A 17,434-nucleotide genomic window follows, 5' to 3' on the forward strand; every position below is an offset into this window, starting at 1 on the left:
CTTTGAGGACAATCGTTTTTTGATTTTGTTACAGGTATTGGAACTTTTTCTTCCGCAGTTATAAATCTTTCTCAAAATAAACTGCGTCATCAAAGGGATTATGCCGATAAGCTTCTATTTCCTTAAATCCAAATGCTTGATACAGAGCAATAGCTGTTTTCATACTTTTGATACTATCCAAACGGATTTTGGAGTAGCCTAAACTGCGGGCTTCAACCAAAGCCTTATCCATCATTTGTTTGCCAATGCCCTTTCCTCGCTGAGTTTTTTCCAAAAACATGCGTTTTAATTCACAGGTTTTTGAATCCAACTTTCTCAGCGCAAAACAACCAATTGGTACAGTTTCTTTAGTGTAGATTAAAAACAGAGCTCCTTCTGGAGGACCATATTGGATTTCTAAATTCTTCAGTTCGCTATCAAAATCTTGAAAAGCCAGGTCTATCCCAATATCATCGGCATATTTAAGAAATAGGGTTTTGCCAATTTCATACTCCTTGTCGGATGATGCTTTTTTAAAACTGACCATAGGTCATTTTGCAGGGTTTTCTATTTGGAGGTTTCATCGATAAAGGCATCCACATCCATCTTGAATTTCGCCATGGAAGGGATATGCGTGTACATCATATGACCAGCTTCATAATACTTCATGATGATGTTCTTTTTCAGCTCAGCATCCAACCCCATATGGTTGATGGAATGCTCCACACCATAAAAAACGGTAGCTAAATCATAATATCCATTTAGGATTAGGATTTTCAAATTAGGATTTCGTTTCATGGCTGAGGTCATATCCGGAAGGGTAGTGGTAGCTACTTGCATGTTCCAACTAATGTTGCCTTTATGTTTCCAGTCCCATTTGAAGCCTTTTCGAGAACTCGCGGTTGTAGTATATGTCAAATCTTTTCTAACCTTAAGGTCATTATATAGGTAATCCTTAAAAGCGGCGATATAGGGTGTGGAAATAGCATCACTTTGTGGGTCGGTGAGGGCATTTTGCGATAAAAGGTCCTCATTGATTCCTGTAAATCTAGAATCCAACCTACCTACGGTTTCTCCTTCGTTCCTGAGCAATTCTTGAAAATACTCACCGTTGGTCACTCTTAAATCCGCCTTTAGATAGTAATCTTGGCTCAGACCGGAATAATCGGCCAATTTTTGGGCTATGGAAGATTTCTCTGAAGTACTCAGCTGGTCACCTTTTAGTAGTGCAGGGGCATATTCGTTTTGAGTGAAGGTCCTTACGTCATTTAAAAATGCTTCCAAACTGCTCCCTTTGTTTTTTACCTTATTATGGTACCAAGCTGTGGCCGCATAGGTTGGGAAATGAATCAAATAGGCCGTATCATCCCCAGGACCAAAAAGTAGATGCTGCAAATCAAACACCGCAGAGACCATAATCACGCCGTTCATGGCGATTCCCTTGTCCTGCAGATGTTTTACCAAGCCGGCATTTCTGAAGGTACCATAACTTTCCCCTAATAAATACTTTGGCGAATTCATTTTGTTGGCCTTAATGATAAACTGCTCAATAAATAGGCCTATGCTTCGAATGTCTTGGTCCACACCCCAAAAATCTTCCCACTTCGCCTCTCCGATTGGCTTACTGAAGCCTACGCCAACAGGGTCAATCATTACCAAATCGGCTTTGTCTAAAATTGAATATTCGTTATTGACCACCTTATAGGGGGAAGGTTTGGTATACGATGGGTCATTGATTTCAATACGCTTTGGACCCAATACCCCAAAATGTAACCAAAAGGAAGCTGACAAAGGGCCACCATTGAATGCAAAAACAATGGGCCTATTTTCACTGGAATTGGTTTTTCTGTAGTGGGTAAAACCGAATAGCGCAATGGGTTTGTCATTTTCGTCCCGTAACAGATGCGTTCCTGTTGCCGTAGCCAGGGTTACGGTTTTCCCTTTAATGGAAACCGTTTGGGTAGAGGTAAAAGTTTCTGCCTGCGGAATCTCTTTTTTCATTTCTTTCTCTTGGGCAAGAGCCAGAAAGGACAGTAACACAAAAATAATGGTAAAGGTGGATTTTTTCATTTGATGCGGTTCTTTTGGTTTGTTTCGTGGAATAGCTTTCAAAATAGGGCTAAAATTTGAGTTTTTGAAGCTTATTCCAAGATGGATTTTATCCAATCATCCAATTGGTTGATATCGCTTTTATCTTTCAGGTAGGGGTCTATGCGATAATCCCCCATATCCTGAATTCTATAGTCTTTCAGAATATCCCCAAAGTAGAGTGACACGAACTGGTCAACTATCCGTTCCTTTAAGGTGTGAGGGGTATCATTTGCTTGTATCAAGGATTCTTCAATGCCCATATGAACAATTTCATGGATGATGGTATTTGCAGGGTTGTCGTAATTCTTGAATTTACCTTGAGTCGTAGTAAACAAGATTATGGAACCGGTGTCCGGGTCATAGCTGCCGCCTGGACCATAAAGAGTGAGCGTCACCTTATATTCTTCAAATTTTTTGAAATGCCAGTTATAAATGGAGGGGTCTATTTGTTTTAGCATTTCTTGAACTAGGGATTGAACCGCTACACTTTTGTCATACCCTAACAGGTAATCCTCTCGGTTGTAAATGCTATTTCCCATCAAAGACTTAAGCCTTTGATAGTCTTCCTCGTGAAGATTCCCATTTCGGGATTTTTCAACCAGCTCATCAATCAATTTACCTTTAGGAAGATTTAGGTGGTATCCATTTTTATCAAAAAAAGGAATGTCTTGCAAATTTCTCCATACATAGTCGGCTTCTTCATCCGAAGTGGGAATGACAATATTGACTTGTGATTGGCCCATGCCAAAATTGGAAAAGAGAAGTAATAGAAAAAATGGAATGACTTTGGACGGCAATTGTTTGATTTAAGAACTCCCTAAATATACATCAGAAGTGCTGTTCACTTATTATAGCGTATTCAAAAAACTGGTCAGGTTCGTTTCTCTGTCCAAACCTAATTTCTTTTTTAATCGGTACTTGGATTTAAGGATACTATCAGGCAATACATTGAGGGTAGCGGCAATTTCTTTTGTTGTCAGGTTCATACGCAAAAAAGCAGCTAAGCGAATTTCCTTTTCCGAAATATCGGCGTATAGTGTTTTGAGCTTTTGGTCAAAGTCATTGTGCACTTCAGCAAAGTAGGATTTGAACACCTCCCAATCTTTGTCAGAAGCATTTTCCTTTTTAAGTAGCATTACAATACGCCGAAATTCTGCCTTGAATTTATCTGGCGAGTTTTTTAGATTTTCTAGGTTTTCCTTTAGCTCCTGAATAAAGGTGTTTTTCTGCACTAGATGCAAGGTTTGACTGGCCAGCTCCTTTTGTTTGTGGGCAATTTCCTGTTTATAGATTTCCTCCTGTTTTTCGCGAGCAATACGGTTTCTTTTAATACGCTGTCTATATCCAAAAACAGAGAGCCCAAATAAGGCTAAGGCAGAGGTCATTCCTCCTGCGTACAATCCTTTTTGAAGTTTATCAGCTCTTGCTTTTTCATTTAACGTCTTTATTTCTTCTTCTTGGAGTGCCAGGGCGGATTCTTTCTTTTCTGTTTCGTAGATGGTTTTTAATTCTTCTATTTGTTGAGATTTAGTTTTATTGAAAATACTATCATTCAGTTTTTGAAAGTTCTTTATATCTTCTAACGCCTTCGCATGATTTCCTAAGGACTCGTATGTAAATGATCTATGCATATATGCATTTCGTTTTTGTTCTAAAGCTCCAAGTGAATCAGAAATTTGCATGGCCTTGTTAAGTTGATAAATTGATGAGTCAAAATCTTCTATGTAAGTAAGATTATTTCCAATTTCGTTACGGATGGTTGACTCTGTAAGTTTTGAACCAAATTGAAAATTTTTATCCAGGCTTTCCATCAATAGTTTTTGCGCCTTTTCATAGTCACCCTCTACTTTGGAAAGAACGCCTAGCTGTAACAAGGAATTGACTTCCATATCTAAAACGTCGAGTTCTTTGGATATCTCCAAACTTTTTAAAAAGCATTCTTTGGCCCTATCCAATTCATTTAATGACATATAGGATTTTCCCATATCGCAGTATGTTCTGCACTGCCATATTTTATCACCTAGTTCGATGTACATATCCAAGGCTGTTTGGTAGTGTTCAATTGAATTGGTATGATTGCCTCTTAGAAATTCGATATAGCCCAATTGCTTTTTTGTATCTGCATCTTGCCAAGGTTCTTCTTGGATTGTATCAAATATTCGCATCCCTTTCAGAGTTTCTTCAAGGGCGATTTTATAATTTCCCTTGTCGATAAAAATTGTTGCCCTCGTTCTAATGGTATTGGCAAGATTCAGGTAGTGTTTAATTTCTCGATTTATCACAATTACACTATCATATAGTTGTATGGCGGTTTCATAGTTGCTTTTTAATTGCTCTATTAAAGCGATTGCTGCCAGAGTTGTGGCTTTTCGCCTTGGATTTTTCAACTTGTTCCATACCGATAGAGACTTGTTATACCAATACAAGGCAGAATCATTATCAGCTGTTACTTTATAATAAGTTCCAATATGATACAGCGCTACACCTTTACTTTCTTCTTTTTCTAGAACCGATGACAATTCATAAGCCATAAAAGCATATTGTTTTGCTTTTTTTGGGGTATTGTAAATTTCGGCATAGTAAAGCTCTTCAAGGTTTTTGATTTTGGGAACTCCCTCCGAAATGGTGTCTTGAACTTTAAGTAGACTGTCCAAAAGTTTGTTGTTCTGACTAAAACTTAGGGTACTTATTGAATATGTAATGGCAAGAACTAGGTATTTTCTAATCATAGTTGTAAAGAGGTTGATTATAGAACCAAGATACCAATTATATATTTCGGTAAAACATGAATTCTATGGGTCACAAATTGATTGTCCATGATGAGTCCACATATTTGATTCAATAAAAAACATGATAATAGAACGTAAAGCTCTGTTTTTGTTGATATTGAGTATAAAATCTATTGTAATGCCTAAAGCACTTGTCCATGTCGGTTTTCAGGAAAATCCATATAGGCTGTCCATACTTTGTCCATGCCCAAAATTAGGGATGGGCTTTTTTCTCTTCTAGGTTTGCGGTGTTGAATCTAAAAAACCAAACAATTATGAAAACACTTCACACTTTTAACAAGAAGGCATTTCTATTCGCTGTCCTGGGTACCGCGCTTTTATTTTTTTATTCCTGTAGTTCCAGCGAGACAGATGATTTACCCATAACGGATGACGAGATGGTGATTGATGAAGATGATGATACCGATGTGGACTCAGCAAACTTCAACGCAGAGTTGGCGAAACTTCAAAATTTTGTTCAACCCATGGAACTTAATGAGCCAGAACTCATTGAAGACAGTAGTGACCCATCACGAAATGGACAATTCGAATGTGTTGTACAAAAATTCAAGGCCGCCCCAGGTTTTGATGAAATGCTGGCACTGGACCCCGCCAATGGTGTAATTTATCCGGGAGCTATGCTCAAAGGGGAATCCATACCTACAGGTGAGTATATTGGCATAAACGGTGGTCGGGCACCAATCACCTTATCTATTTCTTTGGAAAACATTGATGGTACCGCTTCAGTGGAAGTAGAAGACCCAGATTTGGATGGAGTGCGCAATTCCGTGAATTCACTTTTAGCACAAGGGGTAAATGGGGCTACTCCTGCGGATTTGAATTTTACCATTCAGGAGGTGCATTCCGAAGAACAATTAGATATTGCTTTAAGGGCCAACTACCGTAGTCGCAATAAGGATATCTCAGGTTCTTTTGACTTCGAAAGTTCAGAGTACAACTACAAATACGTGGTCAAGTTTTTTCAGGAATACTACACTATTGATATGACCCTACCACCTAATGACGACCCGGGCTCACTGTTTACGGAACTTCCCAATTTAGATAACACAAGTCCTGTTATTGTTTCGAGTGTGGTATATGGAAGAATGGTGTTGTACACCGTTGAATCCAACTACAGTACTTTGGATGTTAAATCTGCTTTTGCGTTGTCCTTTAGCCAAGGGAGCTCTAGTGGTGAGGGAGGTTTGGATGTGGATTATAAGAAAATAATTAGTGAGTCTAAAATTGAAGCTTTGGTCATTGGTGGGTCTGCAGAAGATGCCGTAGGGGTAATTGAAGGTCCTTCGGGAGTGTATAGTTATATAATCAATGGGGGTAATTACTCCAAAGATTCACCAGGAAAACCATTGGCTTATACTTTGCGATATATTAAAAGGGACTTTCCGATTGCCCGCGTAGTGTTGACCTCAGAATATCCAGTTCGCACTTGCGATTTGGCATGGCCAGAATATGAATTGAAATTGGTCAAGATTGCAGGGTCCACATTAACAAACAGAGAATTGTACGGAAATCTGGAAATACGAATGTACTCAGATGCTGATCGGGATTTTGTAAGGGACGATACACAAAATCCTGGGGTGGACAATGCCTGGTGGAATCGCGAAAACAAAAGTTCAGAACGGGTAAATGTAAAAAGGGGTGAAGAAAATGCATATACCTTTGATGATGACCCCGTTGATGATGAGTTTTTTGAATATGACATAGAACCATACAGACCTGATAAAAGCAAGGATTATTTTGAGTATAGAGGACATCTTTACGATAATGAATTTATTGGCTTTGATGATTTAGGCGCAAAATCCAAGAGGGCTTATCTGGACAATCTGGGTGAGAATGCTATGAGTCAACAAGAAGCGCAGGAAGCAAACCTCATAGGCAGTAGTGAGGTAATACCTTCAGGCGTATATTACTACAGCCATAGCTTTGAGGATGGAATTACGGTATTTTATAAGATTACTGAGAAATAGAAATTAAAATTGAAGCAGTCGACCGCTCAGGTTGGGTTCAACAACTTGATGTCGGCTGTTTATTCCCACGTAAGTGGGAATCTCACGATTATTTCCGAATCAAGCCTTCTTTCTAAATTTAAAACCTATCCGAGTCTGGCCAATACTCCGTGGTATATTTTATATTGTGTTTCTTGAGAAATCTCTGAATATCTAAATACGGGTCTTTTTCTAAGTTGGTGAATTTTTGGGCCATGAGATAAAGCGTTCGCTCCCTACTAACCGGATTTCCAATGATTTTATTTAATAGCCATAGCCACCAATTCTTAGGTCTCATTGCTTTCAATAAATCAATTTCGGATTCATTGGAAATATATACGAGATGTTCTCCGCCTGAACTTCCATTTCGAATACAAATCTTCTTGCGGTGAAAGGAAATATCCGTACTGTTCGCAAGTCCTTTTTGGTAAAGTACATATGAATTTTTCATGTCTCATTGCATTATTTCTTTCCTTCTACCAATTCTAGCTGGTCCAAACTTACATTCGTGGTAAACATACCATAATTGACAACAGCTTTTCCTTTTTCCAGGGTATCAATGCTTCCAACTGCTTTCCCGTCAAACATACGAACCCGATCTCCAATTTTAAAAACCGGCCTTGGTTTGTTTTTCTCAGCTTTTTCGGCTTTCTTCTTTTCTACTTTCTTTTCTTGGCGGACCTTGACAATCTTCTTTTCAAGTTCTTGCGCCACCTGCTTTTGCTGTGCTTGCTTGGCTTTTACCTGTTTAGCAGTAGTTTTTTTTCTTTTGCTGTTTTCCGTTTCCACAATGCGGAGCAACTCGGAAATTAGAGGGCGCTTCTTATTGTCGACGAAATAGCGCTCCGCAGCAGTGTTCACTTTATTGCCTAACTGAATCATACGCTGGCTATGGTCGTATAGTTCCTGATAATTCTCCAGCTTTGTTTTGATTTTGGAATTCAGTTTTTCCAACTTCTCAGCTTCTTCACGAGCTTTACTCTCCTCTTCTTGCAGTCGAGAACCCGTTTGGGCCATCTTGTTTCGCTCCTTTTGCAACTTGGCGATTGTAGCATCAAAACGGACCTTGCCCCGTTCAATTTTCTTTTTTGCCTTGTTTATCAAGTTATAGGGAATCCCGTTCTTTTGGGCCACTTCAAACGTAAAGGAACTTCCGGCTTCGCCCAATACCAGTTGAAAGGTGGGTTCCAAGGTTTTTGAATTAAACCGCATATTGGCATTGGTAGCATAGGGTAGCTCATCCGCCAGTGCCTTAAGGTTGGCATAGTGGGTGGTAATGACCCCAATGGCTTCCCGTTCATAGAACACCTCTAAAAATGCTTCCGCCAAAGCGCCACCCAATTCAGGGTCGGAACCTGTACCAAATTCGTCAATTAAGAAAAGGGTTTTGTTGTTGCATTTCTTCAAAAAGGCGTTCATGTTTTTGAGACGGTAGCTGTAGGTGCTCAAATGATTCTCTATGGATTGATTATCCCCTATATCCGTTAAAACCCTATCAAATAGGCAAACAGAACTCCGTTCGTGTACGGGAATCAGAATTCCGCTTTGCAACATTATCTGCAAAAGACCGATGGTCTTTAATGTGATACTTTTACCCCCGGCGTTGGGTCCTGAAATGACTATGATTCGGTTTTCAGGATGGAGGGCAATAGTTTGGGGCCAAGTTTTTTCGCCCTTTATTTTATTGGATAAATAGAGCAGCGGATGATAGGCATCTTTTAGCTCAAGAAGTTTGTCTTCATTAATTTCAGGTAATATCGCATCCATTTCTGATGCATACTTTGCCTTAGCAGCGGTAATATCGATGTGAATTAGAAAGTCCTGATAATCAGAAATGAGTAGGGAGTGGGGACGAATGAAATCCGTCAATGTTTTTAAAATACGCTGAATTTCCTCCTTTTCATCGTACTCTAAATTACTAAGTTCTCGGGTGTGAGTTAACGTAGCCTCTGGAATAATATAGACGATGCTTCCTGTTTTTGAAGAACCCATCACCGTACCTTTAACTTTACGACGATGCATAGCCTTTACCGCTAGCACTCTTTGGTTTTCCACTATGGATTCTCGAATTTCATCCAGAAAATCAGAAGATTGGTATCGTTGGAGGGCCGCTCCGAAACTCTGGTTGATTTTAGCTCGAACTGAATTGATTTGCCTTCGGATATATTGTAAATCATCGGATGCCGTATCGCGAACTTCCCCAAATTTGTCAATCACCGTATTCACCTCTTGTGGAATACCTGTGTTTTCTTCCAATGCTTCAGAAAAACCATGGAGTAATGGATAGTACTCTTTGAATTTCTTGAAAAACTTTTTGTGCAGAGTTATTGTATTACAGATGGAGGCAATCCTTCGGAATCCAGAAACCTCCAAAGTGGTATTTTCAATGTTGAGCAAGCGAAGTTCCCCGTTTACGCTATCAAAGCCATGATTCGGAATCCGGTTTTCGTTGGTAAAGGACGAAAGGTATTCAGAAGTTTGCCCTAGCACATTAAGCAATTCATCCTTCACAAGGTATGGGGCAATTTGCAATGCGGCCTCTTTTCCCATTTCGGTATTGCAACGCGCCGAAACCTGTTCCAACACGGTAGGGAACTCTAAATCCTGAAGGGTTTTTGAATGAATCTGCTGCATGGTCTTTTTCTAGCAGCGCAAAGATAGGATTTTGGGACTTAGCCAAAAACTGAAGACATCAGAATAGGCCCGTTATTTCTCCATCTTCATTGATATCCATCCCTTCCGATGCCGGATGGGCCGGTAATCCTGGCATACGCATGATATCACCCGTTATCGGAATCAAAAATCCCGCTCCAGCAGCAATTTCAATTTCCCGCACGGTTATGATGAAGTCTTTGGGACGTCCTAACAACTTGGGATTGTCTGACAATGATTTTTGGGTTTTGGCAATGCACACTGGCAAACCATCCAATCCCAGATTCGATATCCTTCGAAGGTGTGCTTTTGCCCTAGAAGTGTAATCTACATGTTCGGCTCCATAGATTTCTTTTGCAATCGTTTCAATCTTGTCAGTTACATTTGATTTCCATGTATAGAGAGGTTTAAAATCCGATGTATTGGATTCGATGATTTCAATCACCTTTTGTGCGAGGTCAATGGCACCTTCACCGCCTTTGGCCCATACCTCAGAAACTGCAACCCGAACTCCTTTTGAGATAACAAATTCCTTTACAGCGGCAATCTCCTCATCGGTATCTGTCAAGAATTTATTGATGGAAACTACAGGTGTCATATTGAATTTTGAAATATTTTCAATATGCTTTTCAAGATTGGGCAGCCCTTTTATCAATGCTTCAACATTGGGTTCTGTTAACGATTTTAAATCAGCACCTCCATGATACTTTAAAGCACGAATTGTTGCGGTAAGTACAACCGCTTTTGGAGTAAGACCTGCACTTTGACATTTAATGTCGAAGAATTTCTCTGCTCCCAGGTCAAAACCGAAACCAGCTTCTGTTACCGTATAGTCAGAATAGGACATTCCCATTAAAGTCGCAATAACGGAGTTGGTGCCTTGGGCTATATTTGCAAAAGGACCCCCATGAATAATAGCAGGATTCCCTTCAATGGTCTGAACCAAATTCGGTTTTATCGCATCTTTCAAAAGAGCGGTCATGGCTCCCTGGGCTTTCAGGTCTCTGGCGTAGATAGGTTCCTTATCATATGTATACCCAACAAAAATATTTCCCAAGCGTTCCTTTAGATCACGTAGGTTTTCTGCTAAACAAAGGATGGCCATAATTTCGGATGCCGCGGTGATGTCAAAACCAGTTTCTCGTGGCACCCCTGATGTAGTTCCGCCCAAACCTACGATTACGTGACGTAGGGCCCGGTCGTTAACATCCAGAACGCGTTTCCAACTTACCGTTCTCGCATCAATTCGCAAGGAGTTGGTTTTACTTTGGATATTATTATCAATCAGTGCTGCCAAAAGATTGTGGGCTTTTTCAATTGCTGAAAAATCACCAGTAAAGTGCAGATTGATATCCTCCATCGGTAACACTTGGGAATACCCTCCGCCTGTTGCACCTCCTTTAATTCCAAACACGGGACCTAGTGAAGGTTCACGTAAAACAACCGTGGTTTTTTTGCCCAATCTATTCAGACCTTCTGATAGACCAATGGACATGGTTGTTTTTCCTTCGCCAGCCGGAGTAGGGGAAATCGCCGAAACAAGGATAAGATTACTTTGAGCGGCTTTTTCTCTATCTATGGCTTGGAGTGGGAGCTTTGCCTTGTACTTCCCGTACATTTCAATAACCTCTGGACTGACACCAAACTTTTCAGCAATATGTGTGATGTGCTCAAGCTTTACTTCTTTGGCAATTTGTGAGTCGGTCATGTTGCAGCGCTTTTAAAATGGTTAATGGAGTATGGTATTAATTAGCTTTTCAACTCCAAACCGTACCACATCCGTGGTTGGTAATCCTGTTAGTTCTTCTACCTGAATTATTTTCTTATTCGCCTCTTCATCGGATAATCCAATGGTATTCAATGCAATTCCTAAGGTGTTGGCCGTATTTTGTGAACCACAAACCTTAGCTACACTTTCATTCAGTTTTACAAATTCATCCAGTGGTGGGATTGGAATATGGGACACGGGAAATCTCAAATGGTTGTTAGCTGCTTTGTGACATAGAATAAAATGAGTGGGTTGTGCGCCCCGCATTAGGGGTAGAGTGGCGGTACTTCCTGGGTGCGCCAGTGAACCTTGACCTTCAACGATTACAATTTCCTTATCGCTCTCTGCCAGGACCGCCTCTTCAACCGCACCCGCTGCTTGGTCAACTTTTATAGCATCCAAAGGAATCCCGCTTCCCATCAAGGTAATTCCAATTTGTCCGGTAGGCACAAAGCCTACGTTGACCTCTTTTTTTAGCAAGCTTGCGTATAGTTCCAATCCCGCTGTCATTTTTCCTGAGGCCATATCGGTTCCAATCATTAGGATTCTTTTGTTATTCAGGTTTGCTGCTTTTCCTGTGGCAATAGGGTAGGAAGGTTTGGGCTTTCGCACATCCCAAATCCGGTTACCATTCAATAGATGGTGAAAACGAGCATTCAAATCATCATGTAAGCCGTTAATTAGTGAAAGGCCGTTTTTTAGGGCGAACGACACAGGTTCGTCCCATGAATCTGGAAATTTGCCACCACTAGGAGCAATACCAAGCACCATAACCTCACTTCCTTTGGAAATTGCTTCTTTAACAGTTCCAACTACTGAAATTTGATAGGGTAGATTTACAGCTTCCTGCACTGTTTTGCCTTGAAATTTGGAATCAATAACACATACGATAGGATTTTTTGAAAAGCGCATAAGGCCAAAGCCCATTTTGCCGGAATCATTGTCAAGTGCACCTTCCATATAAATGCAAAGCTTCTTTTGGGGATTGAACATCTAGGATTCAGATTTAAATTTACCTCCATGCCCAGGAATATCCAATGGCATGGTTACTTCGTTTACTAGCGGTGCGCCTTCACAAGGGTCCGGATTTAGGTTGAGATGGGAATCCAAATCAACATGGTCCAACATTCCAGACACTGCAGCTCCCGCGGCTATGGAAATGGATGATTCCCCCATACAACCAATCATGGTTTTGAGACCAAAGGCATGAGCGGTTGAAATAATCCGCAATGCTCCGGTTATACCTCCACATTTCATAAGTTTCATATTTACTCCATCTACGGAATGTGCCCATTTTGGAATATCTGTGGCAAAACGACAAGATTCATCTAAAAAAATAGGTAATGGCCTGTTTTTGAAAAGGTAAGGTAGTTCACTTTCTTGTCCTTCTTTAAGTGGTTGCTCTACATACTCGCATTCCCTTTCCGCCAACCATTTCATCATTTCTTGGGCTTCTTTCACCGTCCATCCGCCATTGGCATCTACACGAATTGATATGGGATATTTCTTATGGTATTCCAATACTTGACTGTACATGGCTTTATCTGCTTCAATACCGTCATTGTTCCCCAATTTTACCTTTAGTGTATGGATACCTTCGTTTTCCAAAATTAATGGGAGACGTTCCGCTGCTTCTTTTGGTGTCATGATGCCCAATGTAATTGAAGTAGGATGCTTTGGTTTTGGAAATCCCAAAAGCTGATAGAGAGGCATATTTGCCTTTTTTGCTTTTAAATCCCAGCTGGCCATGTCCAATGCAGCAAAGGCACATGGGGCAATTCCTAATTCCAGTGCTCTATCATAAGCTTCATGTGGAGAATCGAAATCTTCGTGTTTATGTAAAAAGCGTTCTAGCTCGGATTGAGCAATTTCGGGAGTTTCCGCTCCTTCGGACAAACCTGGAGAGGTTTCACCCCATCCTGTGAACCCCTCCTTAGTTATGGAAACATATAAATTGTATTGCCCGTCCCTGACCCCTCTGCTAATACGTAAAGGAAACTTTTTTTTTAGATAGAGGATTTTGAAATCGACTTGTGCTTTAGACATGTAAGGCTTTTGGTTTATCTAAAATATTGGTTTTACCAATGGTTTCAAAACTATGTTGAGACAAGTTTTTTATACCTATTTTCACTTTATGAATGTGAGCATAGAACCCAGCTGGAAAACCAAACTTCAACCTGAATTTGAAAAGTCTTACTTTAAACAATTAGTAGGATTTGTAAAGGAAGAATACAGACGTAATACCTGCTATCCCAAAGGCAAAGACATTTTTGCAGCTTTTGATTATTGTCCGTTTTATGACACTAAGGTGGTGATAATAGGCCAAGACCCGTATCATGGACCCAATCAAGCTAATGGACTTTGTTTTTCAGTTAAAGATGGTGTAGCACATCCTCCATCATTGGTAAATATCTTTAAAGAAATCAAAGTTGATATTGGAACTCCTTACCCGCAAAGTGGAGATTTGGAACGATGGGCAAACCAAGGGGTGTTATTGTTGAATGCCACCTTAACCGTTAGGGCGCATCAAGCTGGAAGCCATCAAAAAAAGGGCTGGGAGCAGTTTACCGATGCCACAATACGAACACTTTCCACTCAATTGGAAGGCCTAATATTTTTACTTTGGGGCGGATTTGCCAAGAAGAAAGCCGCTTTGATAGATGTATCAAAACATCACATACTCACCTCCGGACATCCTTCACCTTTAAGTGCAAATAGAGGGTTATGGTTTGGTAATCAGCATTTTAGTAAAACAAATAAGCTATTATCGGAAATGGGGAAACCGTTAATAACTTGGTGAATAAACTATAAGTAAAACTGTTAAAATAATAAGATATTTCGTACGTTTATTACTTTAATAGTAATACACGCAAAACCCTGTACGTTGAAAAGACTGAAGTCAGTGCTTCTTGTCGATGACGATGAGACTACCAACTTTTTGAACAGATTCTTTCTTAAACAGTTGGATGACGACCTCCCTGTCAACATTGTCAGTAATGGAAAAGAAGCCATAGAATTTCTGGAACACGAAAGTAATACTGAGGAAATGCCCTGTTTGTTGATTTTGGATACAAACATGCCTATCATGAACGGATGGGAATTCTTGGATACTTATACCCAGCAGTTTAATCCTGAATTCAAGAAGAACATAGTAGTGGTAATGTTAACTGCATTGGATACACAAGAAACCACAGAAATGGCAATGGCTCACCCGAGTGTTTCCGATACGGCACAAAAACCTCTTTCCGATTTAAAATTCAAGGAACTTATCAAAAAACACTTCTCCTAACTACAAAAGGAAAGTGTGTAGGGGTTTTATTTCCTCTACTTGGTTTAGATGTTTTAACTGGGTTTGTACCTCATTTAGGGTATCTTCTTTTAGTTGACTTTGTCCCCAGGTTGTTTTGGATAACCACTCCTTAATATCCTCCAGTTTTTGACCATACCTGTTGGCCAAAGTTCGGTCTATACTTGGAATGGTTTTAAATTCAAGGGTGTAAGTGTTAATTGTTTCCAGAATATGACTCAGTAACCCTCTGTCTTCTTCGATAAAGTTTTGTGTCGCGGCAATTACAAAACAAGGCCAAGGTGTTGGGAAATCCCCCAATCGTTTCAATGTTCCCTTGTCCGCCCAGGGTTTGGTGGTGAAATGCTCCCACATAAAATAGGCGTCAGAACCATTTTCAAATTCTTCCAATGCGCCCATCAAATTGTTTATTATTCGAAAGCGTAGCGAATGGGTGTCCCATCCCATTTTTTGGGCATGAACAGTGGCCATTAAATGGCTTCCGCTTCCCATTCTACTGATAGCAATCTCGGCTCCCTCCAAATCAGAGACTGATTGATATCCACTATTTTGACGCACATGAATCCCCCAGAGCAAAGGTGAGGAAACGTACTCCTGTACAATTTTTACCGGATTCCCGTGCGATATACTTTTGATGACTCCCTCGGTAAGAATAATGGCCAAATCTGCTTCATTTTGATTCAGCATTTCAGACATTCTACCTGTACCTTCAGGGATATCGGTCCAAACCAAGTTAATTCCTCGCTCCTCAAAAGCACCTTCTTCAATAGCTAGATGCCATGGCAGGTTAAAGTGCTCGGGAACTCCAATAATTCTAACTGTCTTCATTTAATTTAGCCTTCAAAAACTCATAAATGGCGTATTGCGAACGAATATCCTCTTCGCCTTGTTGCTTTTCAACCTTTTGATTGGTATCGTCCGAATCTAAAACCCTGGCTTTGACATTGTCGCTTAATTGTATGAGCAAAATGTCCTTTAGTTCCCTAAATACATCATCGTCCAAAATTGGAGTCAACACTTCAATCCGACGGTCCAAATTTCGTGTCATCCAATCTGCGGAACCAATATACATCTTTTCCTCACCTCCGTTTTCAAATAGATAAATTCTACCATGTTCCAGATAGCGGTCTACGATACTGGTAATGTAAATTGGCCTTTCATTTTCTTCAAGTGATTCCTCTTTTGGTAGTAAACAACAAAAACCGCGAACCAACAAACGAATTTCAACCCCAGCTTCACTGGCTTTGTAAAGTGCCTTAATCATCTTGGAATCTTCCAAACTGTTCATTTTAAGCGTGATTTTCGCTTCGATTCCGGCTGTTGCGTTTTCTATTTCGTTCTCTATAAGTTCAAGAAGGGTTGGTCTTGTGGTAAATGGAGATACCAAAAGGTGTTTGAGTTTTGGGGCGATTAGTTTTTTCTCCAAGACTCCAAAAACCTGTGCCAAATCTGAAGTAATTTTTTTATGCGCCGTGAACAATCCATGGTCGCAATAAATTTTTGCAGTTTTGGAGTTGAAATTACCAGTTCCAATATAGGTGAAACGCTGTATTTGATGGTCGAATCTCCGCTCTACCATTAAAATTTTAGAATGTACTTTGATTTGAGGAACACTAAAATAAACTTTAGCCCCTTGCTCTTCAAAAATGCGCCCCCATTTTATATTGTTTTCCTCATCAAAACGTGCTTGTGCCTCTACAAATAAAACAACCTCCTTGTTGTTTTTGAGGGCCAATAAAATGGCATCAGACAATACTGAAGTCTTGGCAATTCTATAGAGAGACATTTTAATGCTGGTCACCTTGGGGTCGATGGATGCGGAGTGAAGAAATCGCTCCACTACTTCAAACTCCTGATATGGAAAATGAACCAATTGGTCTTTTGTGAGAATGGTTTCAAATATATCCTCTGTTTTGGAAAGAAAGGGGTGGGGAAGGGGTGGTTTCTTTTCGTAAGACAGTCTATCGTCTTCAAATGGGTTTGGAAAACTGAAGAAATCCGAATAGTTATGGTATTCTCCGCCGGGAAGAAGGTCCACGTCATCTAAATCGAATTTTTCTTTTAGTTCGTTTTTGAGTGTATCCGGCATATTCTGATCATACAATAACCGGGTTGGCTGCCCAGATTTACGCTTTCCCAAAGATTCATAGATGATATCCACCAAGTCTGTATTCGTGTAATCGTCTTCTAAATAAAGCTCTGCATCCCGCGATAGTTTTATCGCAAAACATCCAATGATTTTTTGATTTGGGAATAATCGATTCAGATTGAGCTTGATCACGTCTTCAAGGAAAACATAACTATGGGCATTCCCCGGGATTTCAATAAATCTTGGATGTAAGTTGGATGGAACATAAATGATTTCAAATTCTATGTCGGAAAATTGAGCAATGAGATAAATCTTTCCATCCTTTAGATTTTCTGGAGTCTTAGATTCAATAACGGTGCAGTCTGAAGCGATCTTTGTGAACCAATTTGCCAAGTATTCTTTCTCCTTCAAGTCTAACTCCTCCCTTTTCTTCAAATGTACACCCTCATCTTTTAGATTTTTCAGAGTATCCTGAACAACCTCGCCAAAGCGGTTTTGCTGTTCATCTACTTTTTGTAGTATTTGTTTTAAGGTTTTATTTGGTTTGGAAATCAATTTTTTCCTGAGACTTTTGTCCACAGACTTCAATTGTCTGAGCTGAGAAACCCGAACTTTGAAGTATTCATCAAGATTTGAGGAGAAAATGGCGAGGAACTTTAAACGCTCCAGTATAGGAGTAGCTGGATTGGCCGCTTCAAGCAACACACGTTCATTGAAAAATAACCAATTGTAATCCCTATTCTTCAATGGTCTTTTGCTCATAATCAAGTTTTT

14 protein-coding genes are annotated in these 17,434 nt (G+C 40.0%); 3 read left to right on the top strand and 11 right to left on the bottom strand.

Features of this window, described 5'->3' with window-relative positions:
• Positions 1-58 precede the first annotated feature (58 nt).
• The 4 genes from CLV81_RS15695 to CLV81_RS15710 form a co-directional block, all read right to left on the bottom strand.
• Positions 59-526, bottom strand: a complete 468-nt coding sequence (locus tag CLV81_RS15695) for a GNAT family N-acetyltransferase (RefSeq protein ID WP_106146188.1) — start codon at positions 524-526, stop codon at positions 59-61.
• Between the two features lie 20 nt (positions 527-546).
• Positions 547-2,049, bottom strand: coding sequence for a S10 family peptidase (locus CLV81_RS15700; protein ID WP_106147638.1), 1,503 nt, complete (start codon positions 2,047-2,049; stop codon positions 547-549).
• 71 nt (positions 2,050-2,120) lie between these two features.
• On the bottom strand, positions 2,121-2,813 hold the full coding sequence (locus tag CLV81_RS15705; RefSeq protein ID WP_106146190.1) for a hypothetical protein: 693 nt from the start codon (positions 2,811-2,813) through the stop codon (positions 2,121-2,123).
• Positions 2,814-2,918: 105 nt separating this feature from the next.
• Positions 2,919-4,799 (bottom strand): tetratricopeptide repeat protein, encoded by a 1,881-nt coding sequence (locus CLV81_RS15710; protein ID WP_106146192.1) that lies wholly within the window; start codon positions 4,797-4,799, stop codon positions 2,919-2,921.
• 314 nt (positions 4,800-5,113) lie between these two features.
• On the opposite strand from CLV81_RS15710, the gene CLV81_RS15715 reads away from it, so the two are divergent.
• Positions 5,114-6,826, top strand: coding sequence for a thiol-activated cytolysin family protein (locus CLV81_RS15715; RefSeq protein WP_106146194.1), 1,713 nt, complete (start codon positions 5,114-5,116; stop codon positions 6,824-6,826).
• Positions 6,827-6,944: 118 nt separating this feature from the next.
• On the opposite strand, the gene CLV81_RS15720 is transcribed toward CLV81_RS15715, so the two are convergent.
• The 5 genes from CLV81_RS15720 to CLV81_RS20870 are packed head-to-tail and all read right to left on the bottom strand — an operon-like array spanning position 6,945 to position 13,310.
• Positions 6,945-7,295: a hypothetical protein gene (locus tag CLV81_RS15720; RefSeq protein WP_106146196.1), complete on the bottom strand. Its 351-nt coding sequence runs from the start codon at positions 7,293-7,295 to the stop codon at positions 6,945-6,947.
• Between the two features lie 11 nt (positions 7,296-7,306).
• A complete protein-coding gene (locus CLV81_RS15725; protein WP_106146198.1) occupies positions 7,307-9,478 on the bottom strand; it encodes an endonuclease MutS2 in 2,172 nt (723 codons plus the stop codon).
• A gap of 58 nt (positions 9,479-9,536) precedes the next feature.
• A complete protein-coding gene (locus tag CLV81_RS15730) occupies positions 9,537-11,204 on the bottom strand; it encodes a formate--tetrahydrofolate ligase (RefSeq protein ID WP_106146200.1) in 1,668 nt (555 codons plus the stop codon).
• A 21-nt stretch (positions 11,205-11,225) separates the two neighbouring features.
• A complete protein-coding gene (locus CLV81_RS15735; protein ID WP_245912060.1) occupies positions 11,226-12,257 on the bottom strand; it encodes an N-acetyltransferase DgcN family protein in 1,032 nt (343 codons plus the stop codon).
• Positions 12,258-13,310 carry a dipeptide epimerase gene (locus tag CLV81_RS20870; protein WP_106146202.1) on the bottom strand — a complete coding sequence of 351 codons (1,053 nt, stop codon included), beginning with the start codon at positions 13,308-13,310 and terminating at the stop codon, positions 12,258-12,260. It abuts the gene before it with no gap.
• 88 nt (positions 13,311-13,398) lie between these two features.
• Here CLV81_RS20870 and CLV81_RS15745 point away from each other — a divergent pair, with 88 nt between their 5' ends.
• The gene (locus CLV81_RS15745) at positions 13,399-14,064 is read left to right on the top strand and encodes a uracil-DNA glycosylase (RefSeq protein WP_106147642.1); all 666 of its coding nucleotides are present in this window, start codon (positions 13,399-13,401) and stop codon (positions 14,062-14,064) included.
• 84 nt (positions 14,065-14,148) lie between these two features.
• Complete coding sequence (locus tag CLV81_RS15750) at positions 14,149-14,553, top strand: response regulator (protein WP_158259134.1); 405 nt, start codon at positions 14,149-14,151, stop codon at positions 14,551-14,553.
• Here CLV81_RS15750 and CLV81_RS15755 read toward each other — a convergent pair whose 3' ends face one another.
• Positions 14,554-15,399: a substrate-binding domain-containing protein gene (locus CLV81_RS15755; protein WP_106146206.1), complete on the bottom strand. Its 846-nt coding sequence runs from the start codon at positions 15,397-15,399 to the stop codon at positions 14,554-14,556.
• A complete protein-coding gene (gene ppk1, locus CLV81_RS15760; protein ID WP_106146208.1) occupies positions 15,386-17,422 on the bottom strand; it encodes a polyphosphate kinase 1 in 2,037 nt (678 codons plus the stop codon). The genes CLV81_RS15755 and ppk1 overlap by 14 nt, the downstream gene beginning before the upstream one ends.
• Between the last annotated feature and the right edge of the window lie 12 nt (positions 17,423-17,434).

The organism is Flagellimonas meridianipacifica (assembly GCF_003001695.1).
Taxonomy (GTDB): domain Bacteria; phylum Bacteroidota; class Bacteroidia; order Flavobacteriales; family Flavobacteriaceae; genus Flagellimonas; species Flagellimonas meridianipacifica.